The sequence below is a fragment of the Erwinia rhapontici genome (assembly GCF_012271765.1).
In the GTDB taxonomy this organism is placed as follows: Bacteria; Pseudomonadota; Gammaproteobacteria; order Enterobacterales; family Enterobacteriaceae; genus Erwinia; species Erwinia rhapontici.
In genome coordinates this window covers 147,822-164,394 of sequence record NZ_VRKO01000018.1, presented here as the reverse complement: position 1 = coordinate 164,394, position 16,573 = coordinate 147,822, and the positions used below count along the sequence as shown (strand labels likewise).

General features: G+C 55.9%; 13 protein-coding genes. 9 read left to right on the top strand and 4 right to left on the bottom strand.

The window, feature by feature from the left end; all coding sequences use genetic code 11:
* The first annotated feature begins 257 nt into the window (after nt 1-257).
* Nucleotides 258-1,748 (top strand): sugar porter family MFS transporter, encoded by a 1,491-nt coding sequence (locus FVB43_RS23640; RefSeq protein WP_159338101.1) that lies wholly within the window; start codon nt 258-260, stop codon nt 1,746-1,748.
* A gap of 133 nt (nt 1,749-1,881) precedes the next feature.
* A complete protein-coding gene (locus FVB43_RS23635; protein WP_167864880.1) occupies nt 1,882-3,474 on the top strand; it encodes an ABC-F family ATPase in 1,593 nt (530 codons plus the stop codon).
* A gap of 149 nt (nt 3,475-3,623) precedes the next feature.
* Here the strand turns inward: FVB43_RS23635 and FVB43_RS23630 are convergent, their stop codons facing one another.
* From FVB43_RS23630 to moeA, 3 genes are read right to left on the bottom strand one after another with little or no spacing between them, the layout of a single operon-like run.
* Complete coding sequence (locus tag FVB43_RS23630) at nt 3,624-5,186, bottom strand: sensor domain-containing diguanylate cyclase (RefSeq protein WP_167864879.1); 1,563 nt, start codon at nt 5,184-5,186, stop codon at nt 3,624-3,626.
* A gap of 36 nt (nt 5,187-5,222) precedes the next feature.
* A complete protein-coding gene (gene moeB, locus FVB43_RS23625; protein WP_167864878.1) occupies nt 5,223-5,993 on the bottom strand; it encodes a molybdopterin-synthase adenylyltransferase MoeB in 771 nt (256 codons plus the stop codon).
* A gap of 1 nt (nt 5,994) precedes the next feature.
* A complete protein-coding gene (gene moeA / locus FVB43_RS23620) occupies nt 5,995-7,230 on the bottom strand; it encodes a molybdopterin molybdotransferase MoeA (RefSeq protein ID WP_167864877.1) in 1,236 nt (411 codons plus the stop codon).
* A 261-nt stretch (nt 7,231-7,491) separates the two neighbouring features.
* Here moeA and FVB43_RS23615 point away from each other — a divergent pair, with 261 nt between their 5' ends.
* The 6 genes from FVB43_RS23615 to FVB43_RS23590 all read left to right on the top strand — a co-directional run bounded on the left by FVB43_RS23615 (nt 7,492) and on the right by FVB43_RS23590 (nt 14,519).
* Nucleotides 7,492-8,448 (top strand): isoaspartyl peptidase/L-asparaginase family protein, encoded by a 957-nt coding sequence (locus tag FVB43_RS23615; RefSeq protein ID WP_167864876.1) that lies wholly within the window; start codon nt 7,492-7,494, stop codon nt 8,446-8,448.
* Nucleotides 8,448-10,298 carry a glutathione ABC transporter ATP-binding protein GsiA gene (gene gsiA, locus FVB43_RS23610; protein WP_167864875.1) on the top strand — a complete coding sequence of 617 codons (1,851 nt, stop codon included), beginning with the start codon at nt 8,448-8,450 and terminating at the stop codon, nt 10,296-10,298. Before FVB43_RS23615 ends, gsiA begins: the two co-directional genes overlap by 1 nt.
* Nucleotides 10,299-10,338: 40 nt before the next feature.
* Entirely contained in the window at nt 10,339-11,877 is a 1,539-nt protein-coding gene (gene gsiB, locus FVB43_RS23605; RefSeq protein ID WP_171149364.1) for a glutathione ABC transporter substrate-binding protein GsiB, read from the top strand.
* A gap of 41 nt (nt 11,878-11,918) precedes the next feature.
* Nucleotides 11,919-12,839: a glutathione ABC transporter permease GsiC gene (gsiC, locus tag FVB43_RS23600; protein WP_133841096.1), complete on the top strand. Its 921-nt coding sequence runs from the start codon at nt 11,919-11,921 to the stop codon at nt 12,837-12,839.
* Nucleotides 12,840-12,848: 9 nt separating this feature from the next.
* Nucleotides 12,849-13,754, top strand: a complete 906-nt coding sequence (gene gsiD, locus FVB43_RS23595) for a glutathione ABC transporter permease GsiD (RefSeq protein WP_133842091.1) — start codon at nt 12,849-12,851, stop codon at nt 13,752-13,754.
* A gap of 99 nt (nt 13,755-13,853) precedes the next feature.
* The gene (locus FVB43_RS23590; RefSeq protein WP_159338107.1) at nt 13,854-14,519 is read left to right on the top strand and encodes a DUF3313 domain-containing protein; all 666 of its coding nucleotides are present in this window, start codon (nt 13,854-13,856) and stop codon (nt 14,517-14,519) included.
* A gap of 81 nt (nt 14,520-14,600) precedes the next feature.
* Here the strand turns inward: FVB43_RS23590 and FVB43_RS23585 are convergent, their stop codons facing one another.
* Nucleotides 14,601-15,326, bottom strand: a complete 726-nt coding sequence (locus FVB43_RS23585; RefSeq protein WP_167864874.1) for a DUF3053 domain-containing protein — start codon at nt 15,324-15,326, stop codon at nt 14,601-14,603.
* Nucleotides 15,327-15,450: 124 nt separating this feature from the next.
* Here FVB43_RS23585 and FVB43_RS23580 point away from each other — a divergent pair, with 124 nt between their 5' ends.
* Entirely contained in the window at nt 15,451-16,563 is a 1,113-nt protein-coding gene (locus FVB43_RS23580) for a PQQ-dependent sugar dehydrogenase (RefSeq protein ID WP_133841093.1), read from the top strand.
* The last annotated feature ends 10 nt before the right edge of the window (nt 16,564-16,573 follow it).

Below are 16,573 nucleotides of genomic sequence, written 5' to 3'. Positions count from 1 at the left end.
TCTGGATGAAATGTTCTCAAATATTTTTTTCGCCAATTAGATCACATTAATACAACGTCATTGGCATGTTTATGTGATGGGTGTCGCAATTAAAATGAAATAATGCGATGTAACGCTCAAAATTTAATTTTCATTGTTAATTGAAATGAAAGAAATAGTCTAAATTAAGGTTCAGAGGCGGTGAACGGTTGAGCAAAATAATGATTTACCCCCCTGCACCCTACTAACCAGGTCGATGAGAGGTCACTGTAGTCACCATGGCAAAAGAACAATATTTAACACCTAACCGGGCATCAGGGCCCAACAGCAACACCAAAACAGAACCCTTTGTTAAGGTGATTGCGTTGGTTGCCACCCTCGGCGGATTACTCTTCGGTTATGACACCGGGGTTATCTCCGGCGCGCTGTTGTTTATGGGCGACGAATTACACCTTACTCCCTTCACTACCGGACTGGTCACCAGTTCACTGCTGTTTGGTGCAGCCTTCGGCGCACTGTTTTCCGGGCATTTCGCGGCTTCTGCCGGGCGTAAAAAGATCATTATCATTTTGGCGATTATTTTCGCTGTCGGCGCAATGGGCACCGCCCTTGCGCCAAACGTGGAATGGATGATCTTCTTCCGACTGGTGTTAGGAGTTGCCGTTGGTGGTGCATCCGCCACTGTGCCGATCTACATTGCAGAGATCGCCCCCGCGAATAAGCGTGGGCAACTGGTGACGATTCAGGAACTGATGATTGTCTCCGGCCAGATGCTGGCTTATATCTCGAATGCCGGATTTAACGCCGCGTGGGGTGGCCATGAAACCTGGCGCTGGATGCTGGCCGTGGCCACCATTCCTGCGGTACTGCTATGGTTTGGCATGATGTTTATGCCGGATACGCCACGCTGGTATGCGATGAAAGGGCGACTCGCGGAAGCGCGTAAAGTGCTGGAACGTACCCGCGCCAAAGAGGACGTTGACTGGGAACTGGAGGAGATCACTGAGACTCTGGAGGATGAGGACAAAGCCCAGACGCGAGCCAGCGTGCGTGAGCTGAAAAAACCCTGGCTGTTTAAGCTGTTCCTGATCGGTATCGGTGTAGCGGTGATCCAGCAAACCTCCGGTGTAAACACTATTATGTACTATGCACCGACGATGCTAAAAGCGGTGGGAATGAGTACGGATGCAGCGTTGTTTGCCACCATCGCTAACGGGGCTATCTCGGTGCTGATGACCTTCGTCGGTATCTGGCTGTTGGGTAAAATTGGCCGACGAACGATGGTCAAAATCGGCCAGTTTGGCTGTACCGCTTGCCTGTTCTTTATCGGTGCCGTCAGCTATTTCATGCCTGAGACCATCAACGGTCAGGTGGATATGCTACGCAGCTACATGGTTCTATTGGGAATGCTGATGTTCCTGAGCTTTCAGCAGGGGGCTTTATCGCCCGTCACCTGGCTGTTGCTGTCAGAGATCTTCCCAACAAGGCTGCGCGGTGTCTTTATGGGCGGTGCGGTCTTTGCCATGTGGATTGCCAACTTCCTGATATCTCTCGCCTTCCCGATGTTACTCGCCAGTGTGGGGCTGTCAGGTGCGTTCTTTATCTTTGGCTTAATTGGTATTGTCGGGGCGGTATTCGTTATCAAATGCATCCCGGAAACACGCAATCGCAGTCTTGAGCAGATAGAACATTATCTGCATGACTGGCTCAGTAACGAGGAAGAGAGCAAAGCATTAACTGCGTCGAAACGTAAAGCAGAAAGTCATTAACCGCCAGGGCCGGGTTTCTTCCCGGCCCTGATGTTCCCCCTCTCCAGGATTTCCCGCTGTATGCCCCGCGCCTTTTTTTTGGCATAATGCGCGCTGACTCACATACTCACATTAAAAATTAAAGGCTATCTCTGTGCTAGTTTCCAGCAACGTCACCATGCAGTTTGGCAGTAAGCCGCTGTTCGAAAACATCTCTGTCAAATTTGGCGGCGGCAACCGCTATGGCCTGATTGGCGCCAACGGCAGCGGCAAATCCACCTTTATGAAAATTCTGGGCGGCGATCTGGTGCCCTCTGGCGGCAACGTTGCTCTTGATCCGAACGAACGCCTGGGTAAATTACGCCAGGATCAGTTCGCCTTTGAACAGTATTCGGTGCTGGATACTGTGATCATGGGTCACGGCGAGCTGTGGGCGGTGAAAGAAAAGCGCGATGCGATCTATGCGCTGCCGGAAATGAGCGAAGAAGACGGCTACAAAGTCGCCGATCTCGAAGAGAAGTATGGCGAGATGGATGGCTACACTGCGGAAGCGCGTGCTGGTGAACTGTTGCTGGGCGTGGGGATTCCGCTGGAACAGCATTACGGCCCGATGAGCGAAGTGGCTCCCGGCTGGAAACTGCGTGTGCTGTTGGCACAGGCGCTGTTCTCTAACCCAGAAATTCTGCTGCTTGACGAACCAACGAACAACCTGGACATCGATACTATTCGCTGGCTGGAGCAGGTGCTGAACGAGCGTAACAGCACCATGATCATCATTTCGCATGACCGTCACTTCCTGAATATGGTGTGTACGCACATGGCGGATCTGGATTACGGCGAACTGCGCGTCTATCCGGGTAACTACGATGAGTATATGACCGCGGCCACCCAGGCACGTGAGCGTCTGCTGTCGGATAACGCCAAGAAGAAAGCGCAGATCAACGAACTGCAATCCTTCGTGAGCCGTTTTAGCGCCAACGCCTCTAAATCTCGTCAGGCAACGTCACGCGCCAAGCAGATTGATAAAATCAAGCTGGACGAAGTCAAAGCCTCCAGCCGTCAGAACCCGTTTATCCGTTTCGAGCAGGACAAGAAGCTGTTCCGTAACGCATTAACACTGGAAGCGGTGACCAAAGGTTTCGACAATGGTCCCCTGTTTAAGAACGTCAACATGCTGCTGGAAGTGGGCGAAAAGCTGGCGATTCTGGGGCCAAACGGTATCGGTAAAACCACGCTGCTGAAAACCCTGATCGGTGAACTGCTGCCAGAAAACGGTACGGTGAAATGGTCTGAAAACGCGCAGATTGGTTACTACGCGCAGGACCATGCCCATGACTTTGCCGACGACCTTACCGTGTTTGACTGGATGAGCCAGTGGAAGCAGGACGGTGATGACGAGCAGGCCGTACGCGGTATTCTCGGCCGCCTGCTGTTCAGCCAGGACGATATTAAGAAGCCTGCGAAGGTGCTGTCCGGTGGTGAAAAGGGCCGTATGCTGTTTGGTAAGCTGATGATGCAGAAGCCTAATGTGCTGATCATGGATGAGCCAACCAACCACCTTGATATGGAGTCCATCGAAGCGCTGAACATGGCGCTGGAAATGTACGAAGGTACGTTGATCTTCGTGTCTCACGACCGTGAATTCGTCAGTTCGCTGGCGACCCGCGTGATTGAAATGACACCAGGCAAAATCAACGACTTTACCGGTGACTACGAAGATTACCTGCGTAGCCAGGGTATCGTTTAAGGCCCAGTGGCTGCGGGCTGACCGAAACAGAAGGTCAGCCCCTAAGGAAGACCCGCACGGGATGACCATTTTTCCGGTCACCTCCACGCCAAACCCGTAGGGGTCGACCATTTGTTTCGGTCGACCCGTGCCAGGGTTAGCACGATTTATCAGGTCTCTGCCTCAGATTGATTTTCCGCTACCCGGTTTTTCCCCGCCTTTTTCGCTGCATAAAGCGCTTTATCCGCCTCCGCAATCAGTGCCAGACTGATATCAACATTGCGTTCTGCGTTTACCACATGCACTCCCACGCTGATGGTGACCACATTCCCCGTTTTTTCGGCATGCTGATGAGGAATAGCAAGGTTGGCGATGGCCGCGATGGCCTGATGAGCAAAGCGCAGCGCGGCAGCACGATCCGCCCCTGGCATCACCACCGCAAACTCTTCCCCCCCATAGCGCGCAACCAGATCCTCGGGTCTGCGCGGTAAATGCGCCAGCGTATCACCCACCTGTTTCAGGCAGTCATCACCTGCCAGATGCCCGTAGCTATCATTAAACAGCTTGAAGTTGTCGACATCTATCATCAGCAGCGCCAGCGGACTGTGCAGTTTTACCGACCGTTCCGCACTGCGCTGCAGATAGAGATCAAACTGCCGCCGGTTAGCTAACCCGGTCAGGCTGTCCACCAGCGCCAGCGTCTGCAGAGTCCGGTTCATTGAGGTCAGCCTGTCGCGCACCAGGGACAGCTCCTGCTGATTTTTCAGGTTAAGTGAAATATGGCGCAGCACCAGGAATCCGAGCAGGGCGATCACCAGCAGCAGAATGCTGCAGAGCGTAATAAAGATGCTGATATCGGAGAACCACACTTCCAGCAGATGGTTTTTGTCGTAGCCTGCGGCCACAACCAGCGGATACCGTTTCAGGCTGGAGTAACCAAACACCCGTTCGATGCCATCCAGCGTAGAGCCATAAATGGCGGTACCGCTGGTCGCATTTTTGAGCAGGCTGGTAAACAGCGGGCCGCCGGCAATATTGCGATTAATGGTGTCATCGGAGAAAGGACGAACGTACAGAATTGTGCCGTCTTTCAGCATCAGCGCCAGCACATCGTGCTGGCCGAGGTTGTAGTAGCTGTACGCCTGCTTGAAGTAGCTCAGCCTGACGCTGGCCAGCAGCACACCCCGAAAAGAACCATCGTAATTATCCAGGCGCATGGACACTGGGATAATGAGATCCCCGGTCGTTCTGCTGCGGATCACTTTGCCAATGTGCACCTGCGTGCTGCTGTTCTGCTGGTGATAAAGATAATATTCGCGGTCGCTATTATTGGCACGTTTGGGGATATTGCCATCTGAGGTCACCAGCCAGCGGCCCTGGGCGTCAAAGATAAACAGACCATGCAACTGTGGCAGACTGGCTTTACGATTGGTCAGGATCTCACGCAGGTACTCGGTCTGATCGTCGCGCAGGCCGATCAGAGATATGCGGTCACGCAGATCCTGTAATGTCAGATCAACCTGTAAGAAGGTATCTTCCGCCTGGCGGGAAAGGGACTGGGAGAGATTACGCGCATCATCCTTCGAGGTGGAAATCATGCGGTTCCACGAGCTCCACACAATCCAGCTGTTAATCGCAATCACCGCTGTGACAATCACCAATAGAAAAATAATCATCATCTGGCGCAATGATGATTTTTCACTCGCGCTTATCCCACTTTGCTCATCAGTCATGTGCTAATCAATCCTTTACGCATCCAGGCATCTCCCCTAACTATAGTGCTGCTTGACGATGCCACAGACTTCACAATCCGGATCTTTAGCCAGCGTCATACTTCGGAACTGCAAGGTCATTGCGTCATACAACAGCAGTTTCCCTGCCACCGGGCTGCCGTATTGGGTCAGGACACGGATCGCCTCCATCGCTTGCAATGAACCGATCACGCCCACCAATGGCGCCATCACACCCGCTTCCACACAGCTCAGGGTCGCTGTACCAAACAGGCGGCTAACGCAGCGGTAACAGGGTTCATCGTGGCCCCAGGTGAAGACGCTGATCTGGCCTTCCATGCGGATCGCCGCACCGGATACCAGCGGAATTTTGCGCGCATGGCACAACCGGTTGAGCTGTTCACGCGTTTCCAGGTTATCGCAACAGTCCACCACCAGGTGATGCGCGGCGATCTGATCGCCCAGCGGTTGATCGTCCAGCCGGTCGTTGATGGCCTCAAGGGATATCAGGGAATTGATGGCCGCCAGCCGCAGACGTGCTGAGTCCACCTTTGCCATACCGACCTGCGCTTCGCCGTGCAGGATTTGACGTTGCAGATTCGACACCGACACGTGGTCGAAATCGAGCAGTGTCAGATGACCCACACCGGCCGAAGCGAGGTACTGGCTGGCGCTACAGCCCAGCCCGCCCAGCCCGACCACCAGCACCCGGGCAGCCTTCAGTCGCTCCTGTCCGTCAAAATCGAAGCCGCGCAGCACGATCTGGCGATTGTAGCGCAGCATCTCTTCATCATTCAGTTCGGGGAACATATCAGCCTTCCAACAGGGAATTGAACGGTTCGACTTCCACCCATTCTCCCACGTCGACGTTGCCGCGATCCCGTTCCAGAACAATAAAGCAGTTAGCCTGTTGGAAGGAACTGAAGATATGTGAGCCCTGATGGCCGGTGGTGGCTACCTCCAGCTCGCCTTGCCCATTACGCTGCAAAATACCGCGCTGAAAGTCGAGGCGGCCGGGGGATTTCTTGAGAAAGCTGGCGCTCCGCACCCGCTGACGTGGCGGCAATGCCGGGCCTGCCTGCCCCGTCAGCTTCGCCAGTAATGGCTGCACCAGCTGGTAAAAGGTCACCACCGCCGAGACCGGATTGCCAGGCAGACCGCAGAACCAGCTGTTCGGCAGGCGACCGAAAGCAAAGGGCTTACCGGGTTTCATTGCCAGCTTCCAGAAGCCGATTTCACCCAGTTCTTCCAGCATCTGCCGGGTGTAATCCGCTGCACCCACCGATACGCCGCCGCTGCTGATCACCACATCCGCACGACTATCGGCCTCAATAAAGGCAGCACGCAGCGCAGCCGGGTCATCACGGATAATCCCGAGATCGATCACCTCGCAGCCGAGTTTGTTCAGCATCAGCTGCACGGCGAAGCGGTTAGTATCGTATATCTGGCCCGCAGCCAGCGGCTGACCCACCGGCTGTAACTCATCGCCGGTGGAGAACAGGGCAACCCGTAGCTTACGCAGCACCGCGACCTGGGCAATGCCCAGCGAGGCGAGCAGCGGCAGTTCGGCCGCACCCAGTTTTATTCCCGCCTCCAGTACCTGGGTTCCCTGGCGGATATCTTCACCCACCCGGCGGATATTTTGCCCGGCACTGACGTCGGCAGTGATGCGGATGGTCTCACCTTCCTGCTCAGTCTGTTCCTGCATCACTACCGCGTCACAGCCCACAGGCAGCGGCGCACCGGTCATAATTCGAATGCAGGTCCCGGCAGGCCAGTTGCCATTGAACGGGCTACCGGCAAAAGCTCTCCCCGCCACGGGCAGCGCGCATCCCGCGGTGAGATCGGCCATGCGCAGGGCATAACCGTCCATGGCGGAATTGTCGAACGGGGGCACATCGATGGGGGAGATCACCGCGTTGGCGGTAATACGGCCAGCGGCATCCGGTAAAGCCACGGTGTCATGTTGCTGAACAGGGATCACGCGCGCCAGCAACGTGCTGATTGCATCATCAAGCGAGATTAACCCCGCAGTGAAAGCTTCCATTGAGTTATTTCTCCAGGATTCGGGCAAAAAACTGATGGGATCATTATGGCGTGAATCGGTCGCAGGGTCACGTTTGCCCGCCTGCGTAAGCCATAACCGTCTATAAAGTTTATCTTAGAATTAATGGTTATTATCAGGGTGCGAACTTTCTGCTTTACATCGCTATATTGCCTGCCTATAGTCAAAAACTGCTTTTTTTCGACAAATATATTCTAACTCAGTGTTTTTCATGCTGATTTGGCACACAGGGTAAAATGAATTATGGCCATAGCGACGATTGCAATTCACGGTGGTGCAGGAGCTATCGCGCGTGCCAGCATGGATGCAGAGAAAGAGCTGCTCTATCGCCAGGCGCTGTTGCAGATCGTTGCCAGCGGGCAGGCATTGCTGGCGGCGGGGTGCAGTGCACTGGATGTGGTGACCGAGGCAGTGCGCCAGCTGGAAGAGTGTTCACTGTTTAATGCCGGGGTCGGCTCAGTCTTTACGCATGAAGGCACGCATGAGCTGGATGCCAGCGTCATGGATGGCCGCACGCGAGAAGCCGGGGCTGTGGCGGGTGTTACCCGCGTGCGTAATCCGGTGCTGGCGGCACGCACGGTGCTGGAAAACAGTCCTCATGTGTTGTTTATCGGCCAGGGTGCGGAATCGTTTGCGGCATCACATGGCCTCGAAATGGTCGAAAATGCGTTTTTCTCCACGCCAGAGCGCCGTGCACAGCTTGAGCGCGCCATCGCCACACAACAAACTCTGTTGGATCACGATGGTGATGCGTCCGGCGAACCGCTGGATCCTGATCGCAAGTTTGGCACGGTGGGGGCGGTTGCCCTCGACCAGGCGGGCAATCTTGCAGCGGCAACCTCTACGGGCGGCATGACTAACAAGCAGGTGGGTCGTGTCGGTGACTCCCCCTTACCCGGCGCAGGATGCTACGCCAGCGACAGCGTGGCCGTCTCCTGTACGGGCACCGGGGAAGTATTTATGCGCACGCTGGCGGCCTATGATATCGCCGCACTGATGACGTACGGCGGTCTGTCGTTACAACAGGCCAGTGACAAAGTGATCCACGAAAACATTCCCGCACTGGGCGGCAGCGGTGGGCTGATTGCTATCGACGCTGCTGGCAACGTGGTGCTGCCGTTTAACAGCGAAGGCATGTATCGCGCTTATGCCGTGGTGGGTGAACGGCCAGTGGTCGCCATTTATCGGGAGGAGCCCTGATGAGTGAGTTACCCCATCAGGATGATGTGGTGCTGTCGGTAAGCGACCTCAGCGTCAGCTTCCAGCATGAAGGCCAGCGTATTCAGGCCGTCAATAACCTGTCACTGGAGGTCCGCCGTGGCGAAACACTGGCGATTGTTGGTGAGTCCGGTTCCGGTAAATCGGTCACCTCTCTGGCCCTGATGCGGCTGGTGGAGCAGGGCGGCGGGCAAATTGACAACGGGGAGATGTGGCTACGTCGTCGCAATCATCAGTTGGTCAATCTGGCCACACAGTCGCCGTCGCAGTTGCGCACCCTGCGCGGTGCCGATATGGCGATGATTTTCCAGGAGCCGATGACCTCGCTGAACCCGGTATTCCCGGTGGGTGAGCAGATTGCCGAATCCATTCGTCTCCATCAGGGCAAAAACCACGCCGGGGCCCTGGCCGAGGCGCAGCGGATGCTCGACCTCGTGCGTATCCCTGAAGCAAAAAATGTGCTGGCGCGCTATCCGCATCAGCTTTCTGGCGGGATGCGTCAGCGTGTGATGATCGCGATGGCGCTCTCCTGCCGTCCTGCGCTGTTGATTGCCGATGAACCCACTACCGCGCTGGATGTGACCATTCAGGCACAAATACTCCAGCTGATCCGCGTGCTGCAAAAAGAGATGCAAATGGGGGTGATCTTTATCACTCACGATATGGGCGTGGTGGCCGAGATGGCCGACCGCGTTCAGGTCATGTATCGCGGTGATGTGGTGGAAACCGGCAGCGTCGAGGCGATCTTCAGTCACCCTCAACAGCCCTATACGCGTGCGCTGCTGGCAGCCGTACCGAAACTGGGGGCGATGACCGGGCGTCACTGGCCAGCCAAATTCCCGTTGGTCAGTGAAGGTGAATCCGTGGCAGAGCAGCCGCAGGATACGGTAAACCCGCAGGATACGCCGATTCTTCAGGTGCGCGACCTGGTGACGCGTTTTGATATTCGTGGCGGCCTGCTCAACCGGGTACAGCGGCGTGTGCATGCGGTGGAGAAGGTGAGCTTTGATCTGCGCCCCGGCGAAACGCTGGCGCTGGTGGGAGAGTCCGGCTGCGGCAAGTCCACCACCGGGCGTTCGCTGCTGCGGCTGGTTGAAAGCCAGGGCGGCAGCATCACCTTCAACGGCCAGCGCATCGATAATCTTGCAGGGAGCGCGCTGTCGCATCTGCGACGTGATATTCAGTTTATTTTCCAGGACCCTTATGCGTCGCTCGACCCGCGCCTGACGGTGGGGTTTTCGATCATGGAACCGCTGCTGGTGCACGGCATTGCCCGTGGGCGGGAGGCCGAGCAGCGCGTGGCCGCCCTGTTAGAGCGCGTCGGCCTGCTGCCTGAACACGCCCAGCGCTATCCCCATGAATTTTCCGGCGGGCAGCGACAACGCATCTGTATTGCCCGCGCGCTGGCGCTTAATCCGAAAGTCGTGATCGCCGATGAAGCGGTTTCCGCGCTGGATGTGTCGATCCAGGCACAGATTATTAATTTGATGCTCGATTTGCAGCGTGAATTTGGCATTGCGTTTCTGTTTATCTCGCACGATATGGCGGTGGTGGAACGAATCAGCCACCGTGTGGCGGTGATGTTCCTTGGGCAGATTGTGGAAATCGGTCCGCGCCAGGCGGTGTTCGAACATCCCCAGCATCCTTACACCCGTAAGCTGATGGCCGCTGTACCGGTGGCCGACCCTGCGCACCGGAGACGTGAACGCGCACTGCTCGTTGATGAAATACCCAGCCCAATCCACGCCCTCGGTGATGAGCCGGATGTGGCACCGCTGGTAGAGGTGAGCGCCGGGCATTACGTGGCGCGCCATGCCATAAATCGCAGCTAGAACCTGTTTACTCCAGAGTAGAACGACAATAAGGGATGACATGATGAATCACTACACGCGTAAATTGCTGTTAACTGCTGGACTGCTCGGCAGCGTTGTTGCACTGCCTGCCTGGGCGGCGAAAGATGTCACCATTGCAGTCGCCTCAAACTTCACCACCCTGGACCCGTACGACGCGAATGACACGCTGTCGCAGGCCGTGGCAAAGTCGTTTTATCAGGGGTTGTTTGGCTTTGATAAAGAGATGAAGCTGGAAAACGTGCTGGCAGAAAGTTACCAGGCCAGCCCGGATGGACTGAGCTATACCATCAAACTAAAAACCGGTGTTAACTTCCAGGATGGCACCCCGTTTAATGCTGAAGCGGTAAAAGCCAACCTCGACCGTGCCAGTAACCCGGACAATCATCTCAAGCGGTATAACCTGTTTAAAACCATCGCCAGCACCGAAGTGGTGGACGCTAACACGGTAAAAATCACGCTTAAGCAACCGTTCTCTGCCTTTATCAACACCCTGGCTAGCCCGGCAGCGGCGATGATCTCCCCGGATGCGCTGAAGAAATACGGTAAGGATATCGGCTTCCACCCGGTCGGCACCGGTCCTTACGAGTTCGTCACCTGGAATCAGACTGATTTTGTGAAAGTGAAGAAGTTTGCGGGTTACTGGAAAGCGGGCTATCCGAAGCTGGACAGCATTACCTGGCGCCCGGTCGTGGATAACAACACCCGTTCCGCGATGCTGCAAACGGGCGAAGCCAACTTTGCTTTCCCTATCCCGTTTGAGCAGGCGAAACTGCTGGAGAAAAACAGCAAACTGGATCTGGTGACCTCGCCATCGATCATGCAGCGTTACATCAGCTTTAACGTGACGCAGAAGCCGTTTGATAACCCGAAAGTGCGTGAAGCGATCAACTACGCGATTAACCGTGAGGCGCTGGCGAAAGTGGCCTTCGCCGGTTATGCCACCCCGGCAACCGGTATTGTACCGCCGTCGATCCAGTACTCACAAAGCTACCCGGCCCCGGAATACAACCCGGCTAAAGCGCGTGAACTGTTGAAGGAAGCGGGCTATCCGAACGGCTTTACTACCGCACTGTGGTCTTCGCATAATCACAGCACTGCGCAGAAGGTGTTGCAATTCACCCAGCAGCAGCTGGCACAGGTGGGCATCAAAGTGGAACTGACGGCGATGGATGCCGGTCAGCGTGCGGCACAGGTTGAAGATAAAGGCCAGAAAGAGAGCGGCGTGCGCATGTTCTACACTGGCTGGTCTGCCTCTACCGGGGAAGCCAACTGGGCCTTAACGCCGCTGTTCGCCACGCAGTCCTGGCCGCCAACCATCTTTAACACCGCTTTCTACAGCAACACACAGGTGGATAAAGATCTGGCTGATGCGCTGAATACGACTGATGGCGAGAAAAAAGCCGCGCTGTACAAAGATGCGCAGGACCGTATCTGGAAAGATCAGCCGTGGGCACCGCTGGTTGTGGAAAAGCTGGTTTCGGCGAACACCAAAAACCTGACCGGGTTCTATGTGATGCCGGATACCTCGTTCAGCTTTGACGATGCTGACCTGAAGTAATGGACTAACGCGCCTCCCGTCAGGGAGGCGCAGGGTACAAGATGCTTAACTATTTTCTCAAACGCTTACTGGGGCTGATCCCCACGCTGCTGATCGTGGCGGTGCTGGTGTTCCTGTTTGTTCACCTGCTGCCCGGCGATCCGGCGCGACTGATTGCCGGGCGCGAAGCCGATGCCGATGTGGTGGCGATGGTGCGCCAGCAACTGGGGCTGGATTTGCCTTTGCCGCAGCAGTTCTGGCAGTACATCACCCATGCCGTGCGCGGGGATTTTGGCATCTCGATGGTGTCGAAACGCCCGGTCTCGGAAGAGATCGCCCAACGCTTTCTGCCGACGCTGTGGCTGACCCTGAGCAGCATGGTGTGGTCAGTGATTTTTGGTATGGCCATTGGCATTGTCTCTGCCGTATGGCGCAACCGCTGGCCGGACAGGCTGGGGATGACGCTGGCGGTTTCAGGGATCTCTTTCCCGGCGTTTGCGCTGGGCATCCTGCTGATGCAGGTTTTTTCCGTGGAGCTTGGCTGGCTGCCGACCGTCGGCGCCGATAGCTGGCAACACTATATTTTACCCTCCATTACCCTCGGCGCTGCCGTAGCGGCGGTGATGGCACGCTTTACCCGAGCCTCTTTCGTTGAGGTGATGCAGGAAGACTATATGCGTACCGCACGCGCTAAGGGCGTGCGTGAATCGGTGGTGGTGATCAAACACGGCCTGCGCAATGCGATGATCCCGGTGGTCACGATGATGGGCCTGCAATTTGGCTTCCTGCTGGGGGGCTCCATCGTGGTCGAGGTGGTGTTTAACTGGCCAGGGCTGGGGCGGCTGCTGGTGGATTCGGTGGAAATGCGTGATTACCCGGTTATTCAGGCCGAAGTGCTGCTGTTTTCGCTGGAGTTTATCTTGATTAACCTGGTGGTCGATATGCTGTATGCCGCGATCAACCCCGCCATTCGCTACAAGTAAGGATGCATGATGATTAACTGGCGACGTAACGCCGTACTCTCAGCGCTGCCGGGTATCAGTCCCAATCGCGTCCGTACCCCGTGGCGTGAGTTCTGGCGGCGTTTTCGTCGCCAGCATGTGGCGATGATTGCCGCTGTTTTTGTGCTGCTGCTGATCCTGATTGCGCTGTTTGCACCGCTTCTCGCCCCGTTCGATGCCGAGAACTTTTTTGATTACGATCGGCTGAATGAAGGGCCGTCGCTGGTCCACTGGTTTGGCGTGGATGCGCTGGGGCGTGATATTTTCAGTCGCGTGCTGCTGGGTAGCCGGCTATCACTGGTCGCGGGTTTCTTCTCGGTAGCGGTGGGTGCCGCGATAGGCACGCTGCTGGGGCTGTTAGCCGGTTACTACGAAGGCTGGTGGGACCGCATCATTATGCGTATCTGCGATGTGCTGTTCGCGTTTCCCGGCATTCTGCTGGCGATCGCCGTGGTGGCGGTGATGGGCAACGGCATGTCGAATGTGATTCTGGCGGTGGCGATATTCAGTATTCCGGCCTTTGCCCGCCTTGTCCGCGGCAATACGCTGGTGCTGAAGCATTTGACGTATATTGAGTCGGCACGCAGTATCGGCGCATCGGATCTGACTATCATCCTGCGGCACATTCTGCCGGGGACGCTGTCGTCGATTGTGGTTTATTTCACTATGCGTATTGGTACTTCAATCATTTCGGCAGCCAGCCTGTCATTTCTTGGGCTGGGCGCGCAGCCGCCGACCCCGGAGTGGGGGGCGATGCTCAATGAGGCTCAGGCTGATATGGTGCTGGCACCGCACGTGGCGATTTTCCCCAGTCTGGCGATTTTCCTGACCGTGCTCGCCTTTAATCTGCTGGGGGATGGCCTGCGGGATGCGCTGGATCCGAAGCTAAAAACCTGACGCTGACCGCAGTCAGATCAACTATTTTGCTTATCCCGCTGGTGAAAGGTCAGGCGCGCTCTATGCTTGAATAACCTTCACTGAGCAAGGAATTTGGCAATGCAGAATTTGCGTCTCCCTCTGGTCGCCGGGCTGGCAACGTTGTGTCTTGTGCTGGCCGGCTGTTCGTCAAAAGTAGCTGATACCACACAATATTCCGGTTTTTTGCCGGATTATTCCCGCCTGAAAGCATCGGAGTCTCCCAGCGGTCATGAAACGTTGCGCTGGGTTTCACCTGATTTTAAACTGTCTGATTATCGCGGCATTTATTACACCCCGGTGGTCTATTACCCGGCAGCAAAACCGACTGCCCGCGTCAGCCAACCCACGCTGGACCAGGTGCGCAGTTATCTCGACCAGCAGCTGAAAAGTGCGGTTGGGCAGCGTAAAGCGCTGGTGAATCAGTCCGGCCCCGGCACGCTGATCATGAAAACGGCGATCACGGCGGTGAATGCCGAAAATCAGGATATGAAGTTCTATGAAGTGGTGCCGGTGGCGGCGGTCGTTGCCAGCACGATGGCGGCCTCCGGGCATCGTACTCAGAACAGTGTGCTGTTCCTGGAAACGCAGTTGCTGGATGCGAAAACCGGCAAACCGGTGGTGGAAGTGGTCCGCAAGGCTTACGGAAAAACCGTGCCTAACAGCAATGCACCGATCAATCTGAGCGAGCTGAAAAGCGGTATCGATGAGATGGTACGGGACGTTGTGACTTTCCCTGCGCAGTAAAGTACTCGTTGTTGGCCGACCGCAACACTCGGTCGGCCACTTTTATCTTGATGCTGTAACGGGTGAACTTTCTGCCCGGATTTAACGGATCATGCTTTGTAACTGACCGGCGGTTTTCATCAGATCCATGACTAACGGCTGGAGTTTTTGCTGAATGGCATTGTACTGATCCAGAGCTTTCTGGTCGGTAAACTGCACGATATTCCCGGATACGGTGACTTTGTCTCCCTGCTGTTTCAACAGATCCACCTGGCTCACCAGCAGCGTCAGCACCTCCGGGACCTGCGTGGCAACCTGCAACGCCGCATCACTCGGTGCAACAATCACTTTAGCCCACACCTGGTCATAAACCGCCTTCAGATCGTCCGGCTGTTTCAGCGCGGCATGTTTGCTTTCGCTATCCGCACGCAGCTTCTCCAGCACCGGTTTCCAGGCGGCACTTTGATCGGCCATTTTTTTGAGGTCATCGCGCTTAGCCATCAGGTTGCTGACGGTATTCACACCCCTGAACTGGGCAAAAACTTCGCCCAGGGAGGCGCTGAACACGTTGCTCATCCCCTTGTGATAATCCGTCAGTAACGCATAGTCGCTGGCATAGGGGCCGAATGCTTTGGTCTCCTCGTCCGTCAGGGTAGGGACGGCAACCTGCGATTTTGCCAGCACGCGTGTTTGCAGGAATTCAATAAATGCCTTGCGCTGTTCTGGCTCTTTGTCGCCGCAGCCGCTTAATGTCAGCAGCAGGGCCATCATGATCAACGGTAGCAGTAAAAAACGGATGAAACCCGTCTGTGGTAATCGTGAAGTCATCAGACATATCCCTTGTAGTATTGAAAAAATAGCCCGGGGAATATAGCGCACTGAACCGGATAATTCGGCAATTATTGGTAATTTAACTACGTTTAATTAACAAATAGCGATAAGGAGCATAACGATGAGAGGTTGCCTGGCGGCGTTAACGATGGTGTCAGCGTTATTACTCAGCCCAGCGATACGGGCTGAAAAAGTCCATGCTGAGGTGCTACAGGATGGGTTGGATCATCCCTGGTCGCTGGCCTTTCTACCGGATAACCAGGGGATGTTGATCACCGAACGTTCCGGCCAGTTACGCCGCTGGCAGGCCGGAGCGGGGCTGTCTGAACCGATTGGTGGTGTGCCTGAGGTCTGGGCGCAGCGCCAGGGCGGATTGCTGGATGTGGTACTGGCACCTGATTTCTCCAGCAGCCGCCGCGTCTGGCTCAGTTATACCGTCGCCGGGCAGGACGGCCGCGCCGGAGCGGCAGTTGGCTATGGCCGGCTCAGCGAGGATCATCGCCAGCTGAGTGACTTCCGCGAAGTGCTGCGGCAGCAGGGGATGTCAACCGGTGCCAATCTGGGGACACGCCTGGCCTTTGACCGCAGCGGCCATCTGTTTATCGCTTTTGGTGATAATTTCCAGGCTGAAAAAGCGCAGGATTTGTCGGCTCTGCAAGGCAAGATTGTTCGTCTTAACGCCGATGGCTCTGTTCCGGCCGATAATCCACTGACCACTAAAGCAGGGGCTCGGCCTGAAATCTGGAGCTGGGGGATGCGTAATCCGCAGGGACTTGCCCTGAATCCGGCCAGCGGTGAAATCTGGGAGAGTGAACACGGTCCGCGTGGCGGCGATGAAGTGAATATCCCACACCGGGGCAATAATTACGGCTGGCCGCTGGCGACATGGGGGATTGATTACAGTGGTGAAAAAGTCCCCGGCTCGAAAGGAGGCCGCGTGGCGGGAACCGAGCAACCCGTCTGGTACTGGAAAGTTTCTCCGGCGATTAGCGGCATGGCGTTTTACAGCGGCACACGCTTCCCACAGTGGAAAGATTCACTGTTTATCGGTGCACTGAAAGAGAAAAACCTGATCCGCCTGAGCCTTAATGGCAATCGGGTTGAAGGGCAGGAACGTCTGCTGGCCGACCGTGGTGAGCGTATTCGTGATGTACGGGCCGGGCCGGATGGCTGGCTGTATGTGCTGACTGACGAGGCGAATGGCAAACTGCTGAAGGTGGGGTTGCAGCCTTAAGCAACAAAGC

What these genes read in the sequence shown, in the direction of transcription:
- FVB43_RS23640 (WP_159338101.1), top strand. Translation starts at nt 258, where the DNA reads ATGGCAAAAGAACAATATTTAACACCTAACCGGGCATCAGGGCCCAAC.
- FVB43_RS23630 (WP_167864879.1), bottom strand. Translation starts at nt 5,186, where the DNA reads ATGACTGATGAGCAAAGTGGGATAAGCGCGAGTGAAAAATCATCATTG.
- moeB (WP_167864878.1), bottom strand. Translation starts at nt 5,993, where the DNA reads ATGTTCCCCGAACTGAATGATGAAGAGATGCTGCGCTACAATCGCCAG.
- moeA (WP_167864877.1), bottom strand. Translation starts at nt 7,230, where the DNA reads ATGGAAGCTTTCACTGCGGGGTTAATCTCGCTTGATGATGCAATCAGC.
- FVB43_RS23615 (WP_167864876.1), top strand. Translation starts at nt 7,492, where the DNA reads ATGGCCATAGCGACGATTGCAATTCACGGTGGTGCAGGAGCTATCGCG.
- gsiA (WP_167864875.1), top strand. Translation starts at nt 8,448, where the DNA reads ATGAGTGAGTTACCCCATCAGGATGATGTGGTGCTGTCGGTAAGCGAC.
- gsiB (WP_171149364.1), top strand. Translation starts at nt 10,339, where the DNA reads ATGATGAATCACTACACGCGTAAATTGCTGTTAACTGCTGGACTGCTC.
- gsiC (WP_133841096.1), top strand. Translation starts at nt 11,919, where the DNA reads ATGCTTAACTATTTTCTCAAACGCTTACTGGGGCTGATCCCCACGCTG.
- gsiD (WP_133842091.1), top strand. Translation starts at nt 12,849, where the DNA reads ATGATTAACTGGCGACGTAACGCCGTACTCTCAGCGCTGCCGGGTATC.
- FVB43_RS23590 (WP_159338107.1), top strand. Translation starts at nt 13,854, where the DNA reads ATGCAGAATTTGCGTCTCCCTCTGGTCGCCGGGCTGGCAACGTTGTGT.
- FVB43_RS23585 (WP_167864874.1), bottom strand. Translation starts at nt 15,326, where the DNA reads ATGACTTCACGATTACCACAGACGGGTTTCATCCGTTTTTTACTGCTA.
- FVB43_RS23580 (WP_133841093.1), top strand. Translation starts at nt 15,451, where the DNA reads ATGAGAGGTTGCCTGGCGGCGTTAACGATGGTGTCAGCGTTATTACTC.